This is a genomic window from Algoriphagus sp. CAU 1675 (genome assembly GCF_029222925.1).
Taxonomy (GTDB): Bacteria; Bacteroidota; Bacteroidia; order Cytophagales; family Cyclobacteriaceae; genus Algoriphagus.
In genome coordinates, this window is sequence record NZ_JARHUI010000004.1 from 357,149 (window position 1) to 376,039 (window position 18,891).

General features: G+C 43.1%; 14 protein-coding genes. 2 read left to right on the forward strand and 12 right to left on the reverse strand.

All coding sequences use genetic code 11. The features are described from left to right. Positions 1–11: 11 nt before the first annotated feature. On the reverse strand, positions 12–1,037 hold the full coding sequence (locus P2G54_RS11545) for a hypothetical protein (RefSeq protein ID WP_275871266.1): 1,026 nt from the start codon (positions 1,035–1,037) through the stop codon (positions 12–14). Between the two features lie 123 nt (positions 1,038–1,160). Continuing rightward, entirely contained in the window at positions 1,161–2,408 is a 1,248-nt protein-coding gene (locus P2G54_RS11550; protein ID WP_275871268.1) for a S8 family serine peptidase, read from the reverse strand. A gap of 196 nt (positions 2,409–2,604) precedes the next feature. On the opposite strand from P2G54_RS11550, the gene P2G54_RS11555 reads away from it, so the two are divergent. After that, on the forward strand, positions 2,605–3,789 hold the full coding sequence (locus P2G54_RS11555; RefSeq protein ID WP_275871270.1) for a DUF2268 domain-containing putative Zn-dependent protease: 1,185 nt from the start codon (positions 2,605–2,607) through the stop codon (positions 3,787–3,789). Here the strand turns inward: P2G54_RS11555 and P2G54_RS11560 are convergent. Together P2G54_RS11560 and P2G54_RS11565 are read right to left on the reverse strand one after the other, a co-directional pair. After that, positions 3,786–4,181, reverse strand: a complete 396-nt coding sequence (locus tag P2G54_RS11560) for a group III truncated hemoglobin (protein ID WP_275871272.1) — start codon at positions 4,179–4,181, stop codon at positions 3,786–3,788. The genes P2G54_RS11555 and P2G54_RS11560 overlap by 4 nt on opposite strands. Before the next feature lies 1 nt (position 4,182). Further along, entirely contained in the window at positions 4,183–5,442 is a 1,260-nt protein-coding gene (locus tag P2G54_RS11565) for an ectonucleotide pyrophosphatase/phosphodiesterase (RefSeq protein WP_275871273.1), read from the reverse strand. Between the two features lie 173 nt (positions 5,443–5,615). Here P2G54_RS11565 and P2G54_RS11570 point away from each other — a divergent pair, with 173 nt between their 5' ends. Further along, a complete protein-coding gene (locus tag P2G54_RS11570; RefSeq protein ID WP_275871275.1) occupies positions 5,616–6,977 on the forward strand; it encodes a glucoamylase family protein in 1,362 nt (453 codons plus the stop codon). Positions 6,978–6,996: 19 nt separating this feature from the next. Here the strand turns inward: P2G54_RS11570 and P2G54_RS11575 are convergent, their stop codons facing one another. The 8 genes from P2G54_RS11575 to P2G54_RS11610 all read right to left on the reverse strand — a co-directional run bounded on the left by P2G54_RS11575 (position 6,997) and on the right by P2G54_RS11610 (position 18,887). Further along, complete coding sequence (locus tag P2G54_RS11575) at positions 6,997–7,512, reverse strand: GNAT family N-acetyltransferase (protein ID WP_275871277.1); 516 nt, start codon at positions 7,510–7,512, stop codon at positions 6,997–6,999. A gap of 3 nt (positions 7,513–7,515) precedes the next feature. Next, positions 7,516–8,130, reverse strand: a complete 615-nt coding sequence (locus tag P2G54_RS11580) for a hypothetical protein (RefSeq protein WP_275871279.1) — start codon at positions 8,128–8,130, stop codon at positions 7,516–7,518. A gap of 147 nt (positions 8,131–8,277) precedes the next feature. Further along, on the reverse strand, positions 8,278–9,429 hold the full coding sequence (locus P2G54_RS11585) for an efflux RND transporter periplasmic adaptor subunit (protein WP_275871280.1): 1,152 nt from the start codon (positions 9,427–9,429) through the stop codon (positions 8,278–8,280). Next, positions 9,429–13,754 (reverse strand): CusA/CzcA family heavy metal efflux RND transporter, encoded by a 4,326-nt coding sequence (locus tag P2G54_RS11590; protein WP_275871282.1) that lies wholly within the window; start codon positions 13,752–13,754, stop codon positions 9,429–9,431. The genes P2G54_RS11585 and P2G54_RS11590 overlap by 1 nt, the downstream gene beginning before the upstream one ends. 63 nt (positions 13,755–13,817) lie before the next feature. Beyond that, positions 13,818–15,212 carry an ATP-binding protein gene (locus P2G54_RS11595; protein WP_275871284.1) on the reverse strand — a complete coding sequence of 465 codons (1,395 nt, stop codon included), beginning with the start codon at positions 15,210–15,212 and terminating at the stop codon, positions 13,818–13,820. Continuing rightward, positions 15,209–15,877: a response regulator transcription factor gene (locus P2G54_RS11600; protein ID WP_275871286.1), complete on the reverse strand. Its 669-nt coding sequence runs from the start codon at positions 15,875–15,877 to the stop codon at positions 15,209–15,211. The genes P2G54_RS11595 and P2G54_RS11600 overlap by 4 nt, the downstream gene beginning before the upstream one ends. Before the next feature lie 11 nt (positions 15,878–15,888). Beyond that, positions 15,889–18,150 (reverse strand): lipid-A-disaccharide synthase N-terminal domain-containing protein, encoded by a 2,262-nt coding sequence (locus tag P2G54_RS11605; protein ID WP_275871288.1) that lies wholly within the window; start codon positions 18,148–18,150, stop codon positions 15,889–15,891. Next, positions 18,147–18,887, reverse strand: a complete 741-nt coding sequence (locus P2G54_RS11610) for a glycosyltransferase family 2 protein (RefSeq protein ID WP_275871290.1) — start codon at positions 18,885–18,887, stop codon at positions 18,147–18,149. Before P2G54_RS11610 ends, P2G54_RS11605 begins: the two co-directional genes overlap by 4 nt. Positions 18,888–18,891: the final 4 nt, after the last annotated feature.

Here is an 18,891-nt window from a genome sequence, read left to right on the forward strand (position 1 = left end):
ATTCAGTCCATTCAGCTCGATTGAGTTCTACACTTCTCCAGTATCATGGATTCGAAGCGTAAATCATTCTTTAAGATATCAAAAAAATCACGCAAAAATCGGCTACAGGCCTTCCGATCCGCTTCATCCATATAGCTATGAGCTGACTCCACCAACTGCCATACTATTTCCTCCTTGGCCAAAAACTCCTGCCGGACAAACTCCATCATTTCGGGGTCCCTACAATATCCCCTATATAGCCGATCCGTGACCTTCTCGATATCCACCAAGTTACTAACCTGTGCATAGGGAGGGTTGACCAATCCTGTCATGTCAAAGTCATACGCTAGGGGAACCACAGTACTCTGGTCCAGTTTCAAAACTTTTTCATTGTGTCGGTACATACTGGACCAGTCTGTATTTCCAATCAGGAACTGAAAAAAATCATGACGTACCACAGCTGTATCCTGCATGAAGGTTGGAATGATCCTGACATCTTCAAGGATTTCCCCACCGAATCTTTCCGCTACCAAATCGTCATCTTCTATGAAAAAGCCCAGCAATTCCACCTTCTCTCCTTTTTTGTCGTCCTCATTTTCCAAAGTCACTTTCAGCATGCGAGTCTGAAAAGTATAGGGACTCAACTCTTCATATAGCTTATAGCAAAGAAACTCTTTTGCTATAAAGCTGTCTGCATTTTTGACCCTGTTGCAGGGAAGCACCAACTTCAGGCTCTTATTCCCTTCGAAGACGGTTTCTTTGGCATGTTTTTTCTTGATTTTAACCCGAAGCGGAGGATAATAACAATTGTCTTTACGGAAATTCCCCCTTGTTCTCAAGTCAATGTCCACTGTATCCCAACTTCCCTCCTCACTTTTGTAAAGGAGAAAAGAATCCAAATAGGTTGAGTCATTGGTCTCACTCCTAAGCTCCTTGATGGAAAACTTCATTCTGATCTCCAGAGGTTCCTGGGAATCAAAGAGTGGATTAAGCGACTGTGAAAAGAGATTGCCTGCCAGCAAAAATAGAATTCCTGCAAATCCAATAATTTTTTTCATGATCGTATAGGGGTAAAAAGTCAACAAACCATAAGAAAAATACAAAACAAGTAGTTAATCAACAAAAAATCAGGAAGTTATATTTTCAAAACTCCTAATAAAAAAGCAATACCGAAAGTCAACTTAGTCTTCTTGTCTTACAGCTATTGGATCTGGTGCATAAGGCGCAGGGTAATTCAAAGCATATCCACCAACCGCAATATCCCCTAAAACCCTTAATCCGGCTACATGTGGAGCAGCCATAGAAGTACCCGTCTCAGTTCGATAGCGATTGTCTTTCCATGTCGATAAAACAGAAACGCCAGGAGCCGCATATTTGATCGGAGGGCCATAATGTGAAAACCAAGCTAATCTGTTCCTACTATCTATTGCCGAAACAGTGATAGTATAGGGTCCATTCACTCTTGCAGGACTAAAACTGTCTGCGGGCAGCCTGGAATTACCAGAGGCAATAGCCATATAAATCCTTCTTTTCTCCGATACACGGAGCACGGCTTCATCCAAGGCTCTACTATCATCAAAATCCCCAAAACTCAGGTTTGCTACATCTCCAGGAATACCTCTGACTCCTATATGTTCGATCCCTGCAATCAGACCAGAGTAAGTATATTCCGCCCAAGGACCAAAGAAAACCTTTACCGGAACCACTGGTACTCCAGCGGCGACACCCACAACTCCAAAGGAATTATCCAAAGCCCCGATTATCCCAGCCACATGGGTACCATGCCCATGTTCATCATCCATATTCCAATCCCTTTTCTTCTCATGATAGGCATCGAATCCTTTTTGAGTATTGACATTGAGATCCGGGTGGTCCAAATCAATCCCCGTATCAACCACAAACACTGAATTGTATCCTGAATAATGGACTGGCCCACCCACCCGCTTAATCCCCCATGGGACCACTTGTGTTGAGGGAGTTTCAGCGACTTCTTCTTGAAATGGAGGCCTGTCCTCCGGCCTGCCCAACAGTCCTTTTCGGTCCTGTTCTATAAATTTGACCTTGGGGTCCAAACGTAGGCTCTGGATTTTATCGGAGTCAATTTTTGCCACAAATGCAGACAGGGAAAGACTGTAGACTCGCAGAATATTCTCTTCAGCCAGTTGATGTTTTCTAAAAAAAGCAGAAACCTCTTTTCTCATAGCTTCCTGATCCAAGGCATAATCCTCCGTCTTTCTAAAGCTTAATCGGTTCTCGTGAAACACTACAATGTACTGATCCGGAATCGGAACGGCTCTTTGAGTAGAAACATGTTCTTGGTCTTCCGAAAGGACATTTTGGGAAGTTTCTATGGGCTCGCAAGCCAAAATGGACATAAAAGTAATCCCCAACAATCCTGAAAATCTCTTGCAGTAGGTGAAAAAAGCCATAACCCATTTTTTATAAACCAATATGCCAAAATACTCAATTTCAGGAACATGACACTATTTTCATTACTCCCCAATCGAAAAGACTAAAAGTATCCCACCTTCTATTATGCTATGACAGACTCCATTGAAAAAGGTGAAATTCAGGTTTATGCAACCCTTTCGGGATAATTCCCATCCATGTCAAAAACTCCTTCCGATGAAAAAAATCTTCCACTTCGCCCTAGCAATGATTTTTTTCCTTCAGTACCCATTGCTCGGCCAAACCAATTTTGACACCCCCTATTTTTGGCTTGGAAATGCGAGGGAAAGTTTGAAAAAATCAGACACTTCGGAAGTTATCAAATCATTGGAGAAGGCAATCGAGGCCGGACTTTTTTATGAAGAAGCGATCACGAATAGCAGATCCTTTCATTTTGTTTCTGAAAGGCCAGAGTGGCCAAGACTCCAGAAAGGGATTTTGGAAAACCAAAGCCGCCTTCAAAAGCCCGAAGCTTTGATCTTGGAGACAAAAGATATCCAAAGGTTTTGGGATGTTTTTCCATCTTTGGACGATGAACAAGCGGAAGACTTGTTTTACAAAAATTACATTTTGAAAGGCAGTAAGGGCTTACAAACTTTTTATCAGATACGAATGAATGAGGATATCCCCCTTTTCCTTCAGCGGATCCGGGAAAGGGCCCCTTATTATAAGTCCATCCAACCTATTTCTTTGGCATTTGAATCCATGAAGCCTGAATTTGTTGAAGCTGCCCAAAAACTTGACTCAATTTATCCTGAAGCTATTTTCCCTCCCATCTACTTATTAATGGGTAGCTTAAACAATGTGGGCACTGCAGATGGATTTGCAGGTATGCTCATCGGAGTGGAACATTTGAGCGTGGGATCAGAATCAGAGATAAGGCTGCTTTCCGGAATTGACAGAGAAATCGTATTTAAAGTTGAACAGACCGTCCCGATAATCTTTCACGAATACATTCATTTTCAACAAAAAAACAAGCCTGAAAAAACTCTTCTTGAATACAGTATCATGGAAGGTGCTGCTGATTTTTTGACCTGGTTGATCTTGGGAAAACACACAAATCCGGAAGTCTTTGAATTTGGGAACGGTCATGAAGAAAAGTTATGGAGTGAATTCAGTGCCTCCATGTATGGAGAAAATACCGATGATTGGTTATTCAACCTTCGGGACCCCAACACCGGCTATCCAGGAAACATGGGGTATTATGTAGGTTTCAGGATTTGCGAAAGTTACTATCAAAAGGCCTCTGATAAACAGCAAGCCATTCAAGACATTCTGGAAATCAAAGACTTTGAAGAATTCCTGCGAGAGAGTTCATATGCTGAAAAATTCCAGAAGTCAATCCATTCAACACTTAACTAGCGGGGTCTGGCTTCCCAAATTCTCATAAAGATCATATGAGCCATCCTTCGGGCATGTTCTTTGGCATAATCTGACACCTCTCCTTCAAAATATCGGTCAATGGTACTGAACCAGAGTTCGAGCCAGTTCCCAAAATGTGCCTGCTCTATACTATGGTTTACTGCAGCATCCACCTCCCGATGTACTTTTGTCGGGTTAAATTTCCCTGCACCGGGACCAGTTTGCAACAGGATCATTTCCCAAAAGTCACTCAGATGAATCAGGTGCTCTTCCCAATCCTCAACAATTTGATTGAAAATCGGACCTAAGGATTCATGTTCCCGCACTCTGTCATAAAACCTCCGTACCAAAAAATCAACTTCCTTTCGGCTTTTAATCTGAACTCTATCCACTTTAGTCTTTGGTTAATATTGGGGCAAGTACTTCTTTTTTTCCATCAATGTCTTTAGGAATTGGCAAACCCAAAATTTCACAAATCAAGGTATAGATATGCACGTTCTTAAAAGGAGGAATCGTCAAACCTGCTTTGATCTGTGGACCATTTGCATAGAAAATCCCCTGCATCTCTTCGTAATCCGGGCTGTATCCATGCTCCCCAAACACATCGGTTTTATTCATGGCCGACCGGTTTTGATAGCGGAACAATCCACGCTGATCGGCCAGATAATATCCCAAGTCTGGAAGAATCAACAAGTCTCCCATCAAGTCAGCATGCTGACTCAAATCCCGATAGTATTCCCCTTCTTGCACATCCACTACCTTAAAATTCTCCCCACTAGAGCCAATAATCCGGATTGCTTCCTCTTTGGAGTTTTGATCTTTCAAATAAACATGGGCCAAGGCTCCTGAATTGACTACTCGAGCATCAATTCCTTCCGTAAGCTGGTCCAAATTAATGAGTTGGTTTTTGGGGACATCCGCCATTCCATGATCGGAAACAATAATTACATTGACATCCAAATCCAGAGATTTCAAGCCCTCGAATAAGGCACCCAATTCATGGTCAAGTTGGGTGAGTGTTTTGGAGAGTTTCTCTTCATTCCCAGGTCCATAGCCATGTCCCACATCATCCATATCTGAAAAATAGAGTGTAATCATTCTAGGTCGATCAGGCTTTGGGAGCTGAAGCCATTCAAACACCTTGGAAATTCGGGTCAAATTTGAAACAGTTCCATCATAATCATAATAATAAGATGGGCGTATTCCCTGAATATCCGCCTCCGAACCCACAAAGAAATAACTGGCTGCCTTCATTCCATTTTGCTCTGCCAATACCCAAATTGGAGTTCCTCCATACCAAGAACCATCCGTGACTACTTCCCTATTGCTAATGGCATAGGTTTGGTCTTTTTGGGGATTGTAAAAAGAATTATCGACCAGACCATGGTGTTCTGGAAGCATCCCTGTGGCAATCGTATAATGATTTGGGAATGTTTTGCTTGGAAAGGAAGGAATCAGACCTTCTGCTGCTGTCCCCTTTTGGATAAAGCGACTGAGGTTTTCGGGATGAAATCTTTCTACATAGTCATACCGAAACCCATCCAATGAAATCAAAATCACATAGGTTTCTTTCTCTGCGGAGTCATTAGAGTTTTGCCCAATTGAGGCAAAAGGCAAAAGGAGAATGAACAGGCTAAAAAGGTAGCGGGACATAATCAAAATTTTATTTAATAAAGGTAAGTTTCCTTTTTCCTCAAGGCAATTGATCTAAGAATGAAAGTTTAACTTCGTCCAATAGATTTGGGGAAGAGTCACTTTTCCTACAGCTAAAAAAGCTGTATTTCACTTATTTTTGATTTAATTCAAAAAACCCAAAAATCCATCCAATGCGCTTCCTGTTCCTTTATTTGATTCCGCTCTTTCTGATTTCTGCCTGCAATACTGAAAAAAGCGAATTGTCCACCGAAATCGGAATTGATCCCAATCAGGTTCAGTTGAGCGATGAGCAATTACTCGACACGGTCCAGTATTACACCTTCCTCTATTTCTGGGAAGGAGCGGAACCCAACTCCGGAATGGCGCCCGAACGAATTCACATGGATGGCATTTACCCAGACAATGACCAACACATCATCACTACCGGTGGTACAGGAATGGGCTTGATAGGAATCTTGGGAGCAATTGAACGGGGATGGATCACAAAGGAACAAGCCTTATCACGCTTTGAAAAAATGGTGAGCTTTCTGGAAACAGCGGATCGCTTTCATGGCATTTGGCCTCATTGGCTGGATGGTCAAACCGGAAAGGTCAAACCTTTCAGTCAAAAGGACGATGGAGCTGATTTGGTTGAGTCTGCATTTCTGATGCAAGGTCTTTTGGCCGTGAGAGAGTATTTCAAAAATGGGAATGAAGTGGAACAGGCACTCGCCAATAGAATCGACACCCTTTGGAAGGAGATGGACTGGAGTTGGCATACCAAAAATGGTGAAAATGTACTTTATTGGCATTGGTCCCCAAATTTCGGTTGGGATATGAACTTTCCATTGGAAGGATACAATGAATGTCTGATCACCTACGTTTTAGCAGCTTCCTCTCCCTCCCACAGCATTGAAGCGGATGCCTATCATCAAGGTTGGGCTAGAAACGGAGGGATAGTCTCAGCCAAAGCAGGTGGGTATGGATATCCTTTACAACTCAAACACAATGGTGCCGAAGAGTTGGGAGGCCCTTTATTTTGGGCGCATTACTCCTATTTAGGCCTGAATCCAAAAGGCCTGAAAGACCGCTATGCTGACTATTGGGAAGAAAACCAAAACCAAACATTGATCAACAGAGCTTGGTGCATTGACAATCCAGGCAATTTCCAGGGATATGGGGAAAACCTCTGGGGTCTCACTGCCTCCTATTCCATCAATTTCTACAATGCACACCGCCCGGGAAATGACACAGGTGTTATCTCTCCTACTGCGGCAGTTTCTTCTATCGTTTACACTCCTGAGGAGTCTATGAAAGTCATCCGAAATCTCTATGAAAACTATGGAGAAAAGGTATTCGGACCCTATGGGTTTTATGACGCTTTAAGTCCCCAGCATGACTATTTTCCCAAGCAATATTTAGCTATTGATCAGGGTCCAATGGTGACCATGATTGAAAATTACAGAAGCGGGCTGGGCTGGAAACTGTTTATGAATGCTCCTGAAATCAAGGAAGGCCTTCAAAAATTGGGCTTTGAGTTTCAAGTTCCTTAAAAAGTTTTCTTCAGGTCCATTATACGTCAATCCTCATCAACCAATCTGTCTGAATCTCATCTCCGAAGGGAAAAGGATGTTCTCCGAATTTTCGTAGGCCATTCTTTTCATAAAATCGAATTGCCCGAGCATTGTGCTCCCATACCCCTAGCCAAACATATTTCTTATGATGTTGTCTGGCTACATCAAGTGCACTTTCCATTAAGGCCTTTCCAACTCCTGTTCCCAAATAATCTTCCAAAATATACAAACGGGCGATTTCAAGACTTTCAGGATCATGAATATCCGTCTGAGCAGGCACAAAATTGACCTTACAATACCCAGCAATCTTCCCCGCGATTTTCAAAATCAAAAATAAGGAAAACGGGTTGGCCATTTCCTTTTCAAACGCTTCCTCTGTAAAAGCTTCCTCCATATACGCCCGGACATTCTCAGGCTTATTGCCCTCAGTAAAAGCCTGTACAAAAGCTGCTCTGGCCACCTCTACCAACTCCTTTAAATCGGACTTTTCAGCCACCGAAATAGTATACTCCATGTATTACTTTGATGATTTATTCAAAATTTTCAGGGCCACATCAATCTGGGAGTCCGGAAATTCTCCCAAAATCGCCCTGTACTCCCCGCTGGGATGAATCACTACAAAACTCCTGCAGGGATAAGGATATTTAAAAAACTCCTTCTCGAATATCCCCTCCGGGTCCTCCTGCCACTCCATGATTCCTTTATACTTTTCCAATCCATGGGGATTCTTAAAAAGATAAACCGGTTCAACAGCATTTCTCTTTTCAGTCCATTTCAACAAACTTTGATGACTCTTTTTTAGGAAAGAGGGTTTGATATGTTGTCCTGTGGAATTGCATTCATCTTTTCCGGGATAAAATATAACCACCAAGGATTTCCCATTAACTAATGCGGACTGCATCCCGGTCTTTTCATAAAAAATCTCGGGATCTACCTTTCCAAAAGGCATCCTGTAAACAATGATTTTCTCTCCCGGGTTTTCGCCCGGAACTCCAAAATAAGGCCCCTCTATGATTTTCTTTTCAAAAGCCTCTCTTCCAATGACTCTTCCTAATTCATCCTTATAAACAGTTTGTGAATATGCACCGGTTACACTGATTACAAGGAAAAAAAAGAGTATTGGAAACTTCATTGGTTTGACTTTTCCGCAAGGTAATTAAGAGAGGATTGAGTTAGAAGAACTTGGGCAGTTCCTGCTAAAAAAACCTTCCTGCTCTCATTCGATCAGCCACAAAAAAGCCTCCCAGAAGGAGGCTTTTAAAAACTGCTCAATGATCTTTTAAAGGAGATTAAATCCGCCCTTTAATAGAATCAGAGAATTTTCATTGATTCCCGAACCTGGAAGAATCTCCATTTTCTCTGAGGTTTTTCTGCCGACCTGAACTGGAACGGCCTCAATTTCATAACCTCCTTCGATTTTTCTTTTTTGAACGATTACCTGATAGCCCTCTTCGGTTTCGATTACAGCTGTGACTGGAAGGGACCATCCTTCTTTGGGATCCAAGGCAATGGAAGCTTCCACAAACATACCCGGCACGACCTTGCCTTCTACTGTCTTTTCATCAAAATCACCATGTACTTTTACAACCCGCTGCTCATTTACAGACTGGCTGATGAGGTGGACCTCTGCTACATGTTTTTCTTGGGGAGAATCAGGTAGATTAAATGTGATTTTTTGTCCCTGTCTGAGGTTAATGGCATCCTTTTCAAACACACTCAATTCCAAATGCATACGTTCCCTGTTGATGAGGGTAACCGCCTTGCCAGAGGCCGGCACAAACTGACCCGGAACCACATGTACCATATCCACAAATCCCGAAACCGGGGAAAGTACAGGGACTCTCGTACGGATAGACTCAGCTCTTAATTCATCGGTATTAATGTTGATCAAATTCAATTGTTTTTTCAAACTTTCGGTTTTGGCAAGCATGGCCTGATAATCCGCTTCAGCCTTCAGGTAATTTTTTTCAGCTGCAATTTGCTCATTGAAAAGCGTCTTTTGCCTTTCAAAATCTGCTTTCAGGTAATCAAGCTGGCTTTTTGCTTCCAAAAAATCCTGCTGTAATTTGATAATATCCGGGTTTTCCAAGTAGAACAGGACCTCTCCTTTTTTTACTGGCTTACCTTCGATCAATTTCAGTCCAACCACATAGCCCCCGAAATAAACGGAGACTTCCTGAAGGCCTTCTACAGGAACCTGTATCATTCCCTGTACAGGTAAATCCTCGGCAAATACATCATCCATCACATGTCCCCACTCCATTTTCATCGTTGCAAACTGTGCATCGGTCAGGATCATTTCAGTATCCGCTCCAGTTCCGACCTCAATTGCACCGGATTCATCATTGGCCGTTTTACCACAATTGGTCAAAAGTATGATCAGTCCTAGGAAAAGTAGGCTAGTTATTTTGTTTGAATTTTTCGCTTCCATCAGTTGATCAGGTAGTTAATTTCTAAGATAGTAAGTTGATAAGAGTGTCTGCTTTGTAAATATTGAAGGGTGATAGAACGTGAGTTTTCTATCAGTTGAACGAATTGAAGAAAGTCGATTTCACCTTCCTGGAAAGAGCGCCTGGCCTGCTCCATTAATTTGGCGGAAAGCTCCTTTCCTTCTTCTTCGTAGTAGGAAATCACCTTTTGGTTTTGAGCCAGCTGATATTGAAGCTGTTGGTATCTGTTTTCCAGTTGATTTCTATAGTGTTCTCCTTCAAGCTCTAATTGCTGTTGATCCAAATTCGCCGCTCTGGCTTGGGATTTTTGTGCACCAAAAAACAATGGAATAGACATCCCCGCCTGAAATCCCGGGTATACCTGAGCATTGGGTCCGGGGTTGGTTCCTCTGAACAAATCCAAATGAAGGTCTGGGAGGAGCTTCCGTCTTTCTACCTGAACTTGGTGCTCTGCCCGTTGAATGGAATTTTCGAGATACATGACTCCCGGGTGGGTATCCAAGTTTTCTGAAAACTCAGGAACAAGTTCAAGCTCTTCCTCTGATAGTACCAGATCATTTTCAGTATTCAGCAATAATTTCAACTGTTCCAGCGCGACGCTTGCCTGCTGGCTGGCCTCATCTTTTTTGAGGGCAATTTCTCTTTGTTTGCTGTCTGCGGTCAATTTCTCAAGATAATTGCTTTCTCCGGTCTCAAACCTTCTTTGGGAAGCTTTGGAAAAGCTGCCATAAAGTGAATCCAGGTAAGAATAATGACTCTCGAGATTGTTCCAGTAAACTGCTGTCACAAATGCCTTGCTGACCTCTGCCCTGAGTTGTCTCAATTTCAATTCCAGGTCAGATTCCATCATCAGGGCTTGATCTTGTAGGACTTTTTTCTGTGAACTGTAGAGAGAAGGAAATGCAAAATTCTGCCTTGCTCCCCAAACTCGGTTATATACCCCGTTTTCTGCTATATCGTTTTTATCATAGCCATAATACACAGTGGTTTTCTCAAGATTGTAGCCAGCTCCTGTTCTAGCATTGGCTGCATCCAATCCCCTTGAAGCCGCTTGAATCTGAAGGTTTTGTTGTTCTGCTATCCTTAAAGCTTCCTGTAATTTCAGTGGAGCAGGACTTTCCTGAGCCATTGAAAGGCTGGAAAAACCCAAAACCAGTAACAAGCTCAGCGCAGTTTTATTGGGCACCAAAGATTTCCCTTTTCCTTTAAACAACACATACAGAACCGGTAAGACCACCAAGGTCAGTAGAGTCGCTGAAATCAGTCCCCCAACCACAACTGTGGCCAATGGTCGCTGAACTTCCGCCCCGGCAGACTGGGAAATTGCCATCGGCAAAAAGCCCAAAGCAGCAGCAGATGCGGTCAACAATACTGGACGAAGACGCTCTTTTGCCCCAATCAACACCAATTGTCTAATGTCAGTGTATTTAGATTCCATAGATTTGAAATGCTCGATCAATACAATCCCGTTCAGTACAGCGATACCAAAAAGAGCAATAAATCCAACACCGGCAGAAATACTGAAAGGCATGTCCCTGATCCACAACAAAAGAACTCCTCCAATTGCTGAAAGTGGAATAGCTGTATAGATCATCAAGGCATCCCGGGTAGATGAGAAGGCGAAATACAACAGGAGAAAAATCAAAACCAACGCGATTGGAACGGCTATCATCAATCGGTTTCTGGCCTGTTGAAGGTTTTCAAACTGCCCTCCATAATCAACCCTGTAGCCTTCTGGAATATTAATTTGATTGGCTATAATGGCTTGGATATCATCCACCACCGACTGCAAATCTCTGTTTCTCACATTGACCCCTACCACTATTCTTCTTTGGGTATTGTCTCTGGAGATTTTTGCAGGACCCTTGGTATAAGAAATCTTAGCCAGTTCAGACAGTGGCACACTTCCTCCATTTGGTAACTGAATTGCAGCCTGCTCCAAGTTTCGGATATCTTTCCGATATCCCTCCTCAAACCTAACCACCAGGTCAAATTGTCTTTCACCTTCAAACACCGTCCCTGCAGCCAAACCGGCAAAGCCCATGGTCACCACTTGGTTCAGATCTGCGATATTCAACCCATATTTGGCAATTTTGGCTCGGTTATACTCGATCTTCATCTGAGGCAAGCCGTCCACTTTTTCAACAATAATATCAGCCGCACCTTCTACCCCCTGAATCGCTGCCTCTATTTCCTCTGCGGTATGCAGCAATACATCCAAGTCCTCACCGAAGACCTTGATCGCCAAATCAGCACGAACCCCGGTGATCAACTCGTTAAATCTCATTTCGATTGGCTGGGTAAACTCATAATCCAGACCCGGAATCACGTGCAAGGCTTCTTTAAATTTCTCTGCAAGTTCATCTTTGGTCTCTACTGTAGTCCACTCGCTCGGTGGATGTAAAGTCACGATCACATCCGCCTCCTCCATGGACATGGGGTCGGTGGGAATTTCTGCAGCACCAATTCGTGTCACTACCTGATTCACTTCGGGAAACTGCTTAAGAATTCGCTCAATCTCCGTCATGGTCTCTACGGTATTGGTCAAAGTTGTCCCGGTTTTAAGTACGGGTTGAATCACAAAATCGCCTTCATCAAGGGTTGGAACGAACTCTGCTCCCATACTGGAAAACAAAATAATCGCACCTACCAAAAAGCCAAAAGCCGCAGTAAGGACAATTTTTGTGTTATTCAAAGCCCAAGTAATCGTAGGCTCATAGACCTTGTTCAATTGCTTGATCAATCGAACTGAAATGTTTTTGGGCCCTTGAGGAGTGGTCTTTAGAAATATGGAAGAAACAACAGGAACATAGGTCATCCCCAAGATCATGGCCCCGATCAAGGCAAAGCTAAACACCTCAGCCATTGGCCGGAACATTTTTCCTTCTACGCCTGAAAGTGAAAGAATCGGAATAAATACAATGATGATGATGATTTGCCCAAAAATCGCCGAATGCATCATCTTGGATGCACCAGTAAAGGAGATTTTATCCTTTTCTTTTTGCTTTTCTCCTCGAGCCAAGGTGTGAAATTTCTCATCTGCCTTGGTAAACTGAAAGGCTATATACTCCACTATAATTACGGCACCATCTATAATGATTCCAAAGTCAATCGCTCCCAAACTCATCAGGTTGGCATCCACCCCAAATATGTACATGAGGGAAAGCGCAAATAACAATGCAAGTGGAATCACAGAGGCTACTACCAATCCTGAACGAATATTCCCCAGAAGCAGAACAACTACAAAAATCACAATCAAACAACCCAGAATCAGGTTTTCGGCAATAGTGAAGGTGGTACGTCCAATCAATTCCGAACGGTCCAGAAATCCGTTGATGACAATTCCTTCGGGAAGGCTTGGTTTGATTTGTTCCAATCTTTCATTTACCCGGTCTATGGTACCTTTTGAGTCTGCTCCTTTGAGCATCATCACTTGCCCAAGGACTTTTTCTCCCTCCCCATTAGCCGTGATCGCACCAAAACGATTGGCATGGCCAAAACCGACTTTTGCAATATCCCGGATGTAAAGAGGAGTGCCTTCCCTAGTCTCCACCACTATGTTTTCAATATCTTCCAAGCTGGTTACTTGACCTTCCCCTCGAATGAAAAAGCTTTCATTGGTCTTTTCGATATACCCCCCGCCAGCAATGGAATTGTTTTGCTCAAGTGCTGAATAAACCTCCATCAGGTCAATCTCCATAGCCTTCAATCGCTCGGGATTGATAGCCACTTCATATTGCTTCAAATATCCTCCCCAGGTATTTACCTCCACAACACCCGGGATCCCTGAAAGCTGTCTTCTTACCACCCAGTCCTGAATGGTTCTCAGGTCCGTGATCGTATACTTATCCTCATACCCCGGTTCTACATCGATGACGTATTGGTAAATCTCTCCCAAGCCTGTGGAAATCGGCCCCATAAATGGCTGGCCAAATCCGGCTGGGATACTCTCTTGGGCAATTTTGATCCTTTCGGCTATCAGCTGTCTGGGCAAATAAGTACCCAAATCTTCCTCAAAAACAATGGTGACTACAGAAAGTCCGAATTTGGAAACTGATCTGATTTCCTTAACTCCGGGTAAGTTGGCCATCTCCAGTTCAACTGGATAAGTCAAGTATTTTTCTACATCCTCTGTAGCGAGGTTTCTTGAGGTGGTAATTACCTGAACCTGGTTATTGGTCACATCAGGTACAGCCCCAATGGGCAAATGACTCAGGGAATAAACCCCAAAGCCAATCCAAATGGCTATAAAAACAAAGATGATGAGCTTATGCCCGATACTCCACTGAATAATCCGATCTAGCATGGGAAACTGGAAAATTTATACACAAAGATCCAATCGAAAGCTTATCCTGCCCTTAGTGCTTTCTTAAGATTTGCTTAAAATATCCTCCTCAAAAAATAATGTAAAAGAAGTTCCTTTTCCCTTTTCACTCTGTACTTCCACCTTGATACCGGATTCCAAAGCAAGCTTTTTGACAATGGCAAGTCCCAAGCCTGTTCCGGGAATCACCTCCTCTAATACATCTGGCTCTCGATAGAATGAATCAAAAATCTTCTCCAAAGACTCCTTCCCTATCCCTCTACCTTTATCTTCTACTGAAATGAAGGGGTGCCCTTGATGAATACCCACGCTGACCACTACCTCTGTATCCTCCTTGGAGTATTTTAGCGCATTTTGAATCAGATTATTCAAAATCATACTCAGGCTTTTCTCATTGATTTGTACAAAAACCGGAATTTGAAGGTAAGACTTGAACAGAACCTTCCTTCCACTATCCCGAGATGCCTTCAGGGTGGTCTCCTCAGTAAAGGAATGAAGCTCCACCTCTTCAAGGAATTCCTCTCCTCCAACTCCCACTCGAGCCAAAGCCAACAACTGGTCAATCATTGCTGACATCCGGTCAATACTTCCCAATGCGGTCCCGATCTTTTCGATGTATTCCTCCGAAGTTCGGGGTTTCCGCACCAGCACTTCCAAAGTACCTCTCAGTACAGCTAATGGAGTCCTTAGTTCATGGGATGCATCCGAAGTAAACTGCTTTTCGCGAACAAGAGCCTGTTCCAACCTGCTCAGCAATTCATTTATAGACCGGGTCAACTGCCCAATTTCATCATTTTGCTCAGGAAGAGGAACTCGCTCATTAAGGTTGGACTGACTGATCTGATTAGTCTTTTGGATAATTTTCTGAATAGGTTCAATGCTCTTTCCTGCCAGATATTTCATGGTTAGAAAAAGAGAAACCAAAATCACCGGATACAACAAAACCAAGATATTTCTCAAGTTGGTCAGGAGCTCCCTGGTATCGTCAAAGGATTGGGCAACCAGCAAATACCCTTCGGTTTTGCCGGCATAGCGCAAAGGAACCTGCATTTGACGTACCTCTCTGCTACCGGTTTTTAAGGTCCAGGCTTCTTTGGTGCCTGCCCTTTCGGGATAAAAGCTCAAATGATTTTCTCCCAAATTGGGAGATCTATCCATAGACTTTCCTTCCAAATCCACGATTTCGATAAAAATTGGATTTAGCTGAATTTGACTATGCTCCTGTTCCTGCCATTCATCTTTATTGAGAAAACGTATTTCCCCATTCACCAAAAAAATCTCATCACTGTGCTCTTCCACTTCAAGCAGGAGTTCCCTGTCTTGTGAGTGAACTACCGTATAGCTCACCACAAAATAAATGATCCCAAATACCACCAAGATAATCAGGGAAGTCACCCAAGTGAGCCTTCTGGCAAGCCGTTCTTTATAGGAAGTAGTCATAGTTCCTTAGCCATATATCCTACACCTCTAATGGTCTGAATAAAATCTTCTTCTTTTTGCAGATCGAGTTTTTTTCGCAGTGAATTGATATAAACATCGATTACCCCTGTATTGTATTCGAAATGGATATCCCAGACACTTTCAATGATTCTGGTTCGGCGACACACCTTGTTTTTGTTGCGCATCAAAAACTCCAATAGAGCAAACTCCTTTTGTGTCAGAGTGATCTCCTCCTCCCCTTTGAATACCTGATGTCGGTCAGGATAAAGCGTAATTGGACCCAAGGTAAGTTTTTCAAGGGACTCACCCTGATCTCTAAGCTGCACCCGGATTCGAACCAGCAGCTCCTCAAAGTGAAAAGGCTTTTTGATGTAATCGTTGGCACCAGACTGCAAACCAAAAACCGTCTCGTCAACGGTATCCTTAGCAGTTAGGAAAATTATCGGAGTAGTGGGAAATTCCTTTCGAAACTGTCGGGTCAATTCAATTCCACTCAAGCCCGGAAGCATCCAATCCAGAAGCAATAGATCATAGTTGCCACTTAGAGCCATTTCCAGCCCGGTTTTTCCATTTTCGGCAACATCCACCGCATAGGACTCCTCTTCCAGCCCTTGCTTTAGAAAATTTGAAATCCCGGGTTCGTCCTCTACTACGAGAATACGCATAGTATCTTCAGTTAATCAATTGCCTCTATTTTTAGGATTTTCCATCCATCGATTTCTTCCATGACCTCCCAATTCCCATATCCTTGGAGGTCTGGCATTTTCTTTCTGGATTTTGCAATCCAAACTCCCTCCTGGTTTTTCTTCTTCAAAATCCAATCAGGGTCACTCTTTAAATTAATCAAAAAATCCTTCCAGTTTTCGTCCCGCTGAAACTGTGTTTCCCTATTCAATCCTTCATCTCCATCATATATGGACAAAATCGGCCTTTCGGTCCTAAATGGCACAGAAGGCAATCTTTTATCATAAATCACAATTCTTTCAGTATCCTCGGTATGCTCTTCAATCCAGTCCACTACCCTTCGGGTATCATTCCCTACCCCCGGATTTTGGCTGAAAAAATAGGTAGACATGGCCGTGATCCCCATGGTAAACATCCATGCACTGATGATCACCCTGTCCGGACGACGGATTCCCGACAAAATCAAACCCACTAACAAACAGATCAATATAACGCCCAAAAAGAGGAATTTATAGCTCAGGACTATTCGCTCATCAATGTAAGGGGCCAGAAAAAGGCCAACTAGGATTAGAATCTGGAAGCCCAACTGCGCACGTTCCCACCTCTTTTGAGAGGTTTCGCTCAACTGATCCCAAACTGATATTGCCCCCAAAGCCAGCCCACTGAAAACCGGTAATATATACAGGATTAGCTTGGATTGACTAATAGAAAAGAACACTACCGGTAGGCAAACCCATGCCAAGAAAAAAGATATCAGATTTGTCTTGTCCCTGAAAAACAGCTTAGTCTTGGTAAGCAGCACCAAAAACCAAGGAAATGCAGCTCCTACCAATATCACCGGATAAAACCAAAATGGCTGGGACCGGCTAAATGTATCCGTTGCAAAACGCTGAATGGTATGCTTGAATACGAAATAGTCCAGGAATTGGGAATCTTCAATAAACAAGGCCACAAACCAACCTAGCCCCAATGTCAAAATTAATAGCAGACCAAATAAAGCGGTTAGATTAAAAGCTGGTTTTTGGGATTTTTGGAAAAGATGATAAATCCACAAAACCACAGGCACGATCAATACCACTGGCCCTTTCGTCAAAAAACCCAAACCCAAAAACAAATAAGTTAAGATAAGCTGATGGGACTTTTTGTCCTGCAAATACGCGAACCAAAAAGTAAGTGCTGCCAAAATAAAAGTTGCCAAATAGGCATCAGTGGTCAATGCCCTTCCCCCTATAATTACCACTGGAAAGGATGCATACAGCATAGCTGCCATAAAAGATTTTCTGGTATCCTTGAACAGCAGCATTCCTATCCTATACACCAAGAAGATCTGAAGTAGAATGGCAATCTGTAGAAAAAACCGGGCAGCAAAGGGACTCACTCCAAAAATCTGATAGGAAACTGCCGTAATCCAATAGGTCATTGGAGGCTTGTGATAGTGGTAAATCCCCATTAGCTGTGGATGCATCCAGTCCCCACTTTCAAGCATCTCTTTTCCGATTTGGGCATACCTAGCTTCACTAGACTCTGTCACTGACCAGGAATTGAGATTAAAGAACAGAACAAATGCTGTCAAGCCCAGAAGCAGGCCTACTCTATACTTTTTTATCCTTTCCAAGTAAGTCAACCTGATTTCATTTTGCGGTCCAAAATGGATCATAATATTTCGAATATAAACCAAGAGCCCAAATCCCTGTCCAATAAAGAGCACAGCGTCGGCCCGGAAAATTGCATAGGAAGCAATCATCACAGCACCCAAGGTACTGATATACCAGAAACTCAAAGGGAAATAGGATTCCTTGTGCTTTTCCGCCTGATACCATTGGACCAAAAACCGGGCTGTAAATACCAGCTGACCCAAACTTCCCCAAGTCAAGAGAACATAGTCAATTTCCGGATTGTCCAGCATTCGAAGTAAATCAACGTGCTGAAACAAAAACAGATACAGAAAAAACAAGGGTGGAAGGACTAGAAAAAACCACCTGATGGGCAGAGGAAATCTGGTCCATGCATTTTGCAACTGAAGATTACGGATATAAACGAAATACCCGATCACCTGCCCTCCTACAATGACTATATCCTGGCGAAAGGTCCCATATGCCATCAGGAGAAAGGAGGCAACCAAACTCAATTGCCAGAAGATAACCGGAGACAAGACTTTCCCTTCCTTCTCTGATTTGATGAGCTGGATCAGAAATCGGGCAGAAAAAAGCCCCTGAGCCAAAAATCCCAATCCCAATAGCCCCCAACCCTTCATGATTGTTCTTGGTTGTGAAGTGGATTATCCGAAGATTCTATGCGGTAGGAAATGTTTCTTTTCATCATCCAGCGCACTGCAAGGGTATCCATCAAAGGAGAAAGCAATCTGTTCCAAAGGTTAAACTTGCTTTTGCCTGTTGTTCGGGGAAAGTGGGAAACCTGGATTTCTATCAACTTCCCTCCCTTCATCAAAACCAAGGCAGGAATGAAGCGGTGCATCCCAACAAAAAACGGCAAAGACACAGCCAAATCCCTCCGCAAGATTTTCAATGGGCAACCTGAATCGTGGACCCCGTCATGTAGCAAGGAATCTCTAAACCAGTTGGCAAAACGGGAAGAAAACCGCTTCATCAAGGTATCTTTCCTGTTAGCGGCACGATTGCCCATCACCAGATCGTAGGAATCCAGATAGGGTTCAAATTTCAAAAAATCCATCGGACTGGTCTGTAGATCTGCATCGATATAGCCTACCCAATCCGTCTTTGCTTCATCAAATCCAGCTTTAATTGCAGAACTCAACCCTCGGTTACTTTCAAATGAAATGTAGTGAAATCGGGAGTCTTGCCTGCACAGTTCCCGGATTCTATCCAAACTTGAATCCTTGGAGCCGTCATTGACCACTAAAACTTGGGCTTCAAGTGTGGTTTCCTTAAAATAAGGGATAAAAGCATCCAATAAACCCGGAATTGCTTCCTCTTCATTGTATACCGGAATGATGATGCAAATTGCTGCCATTGGC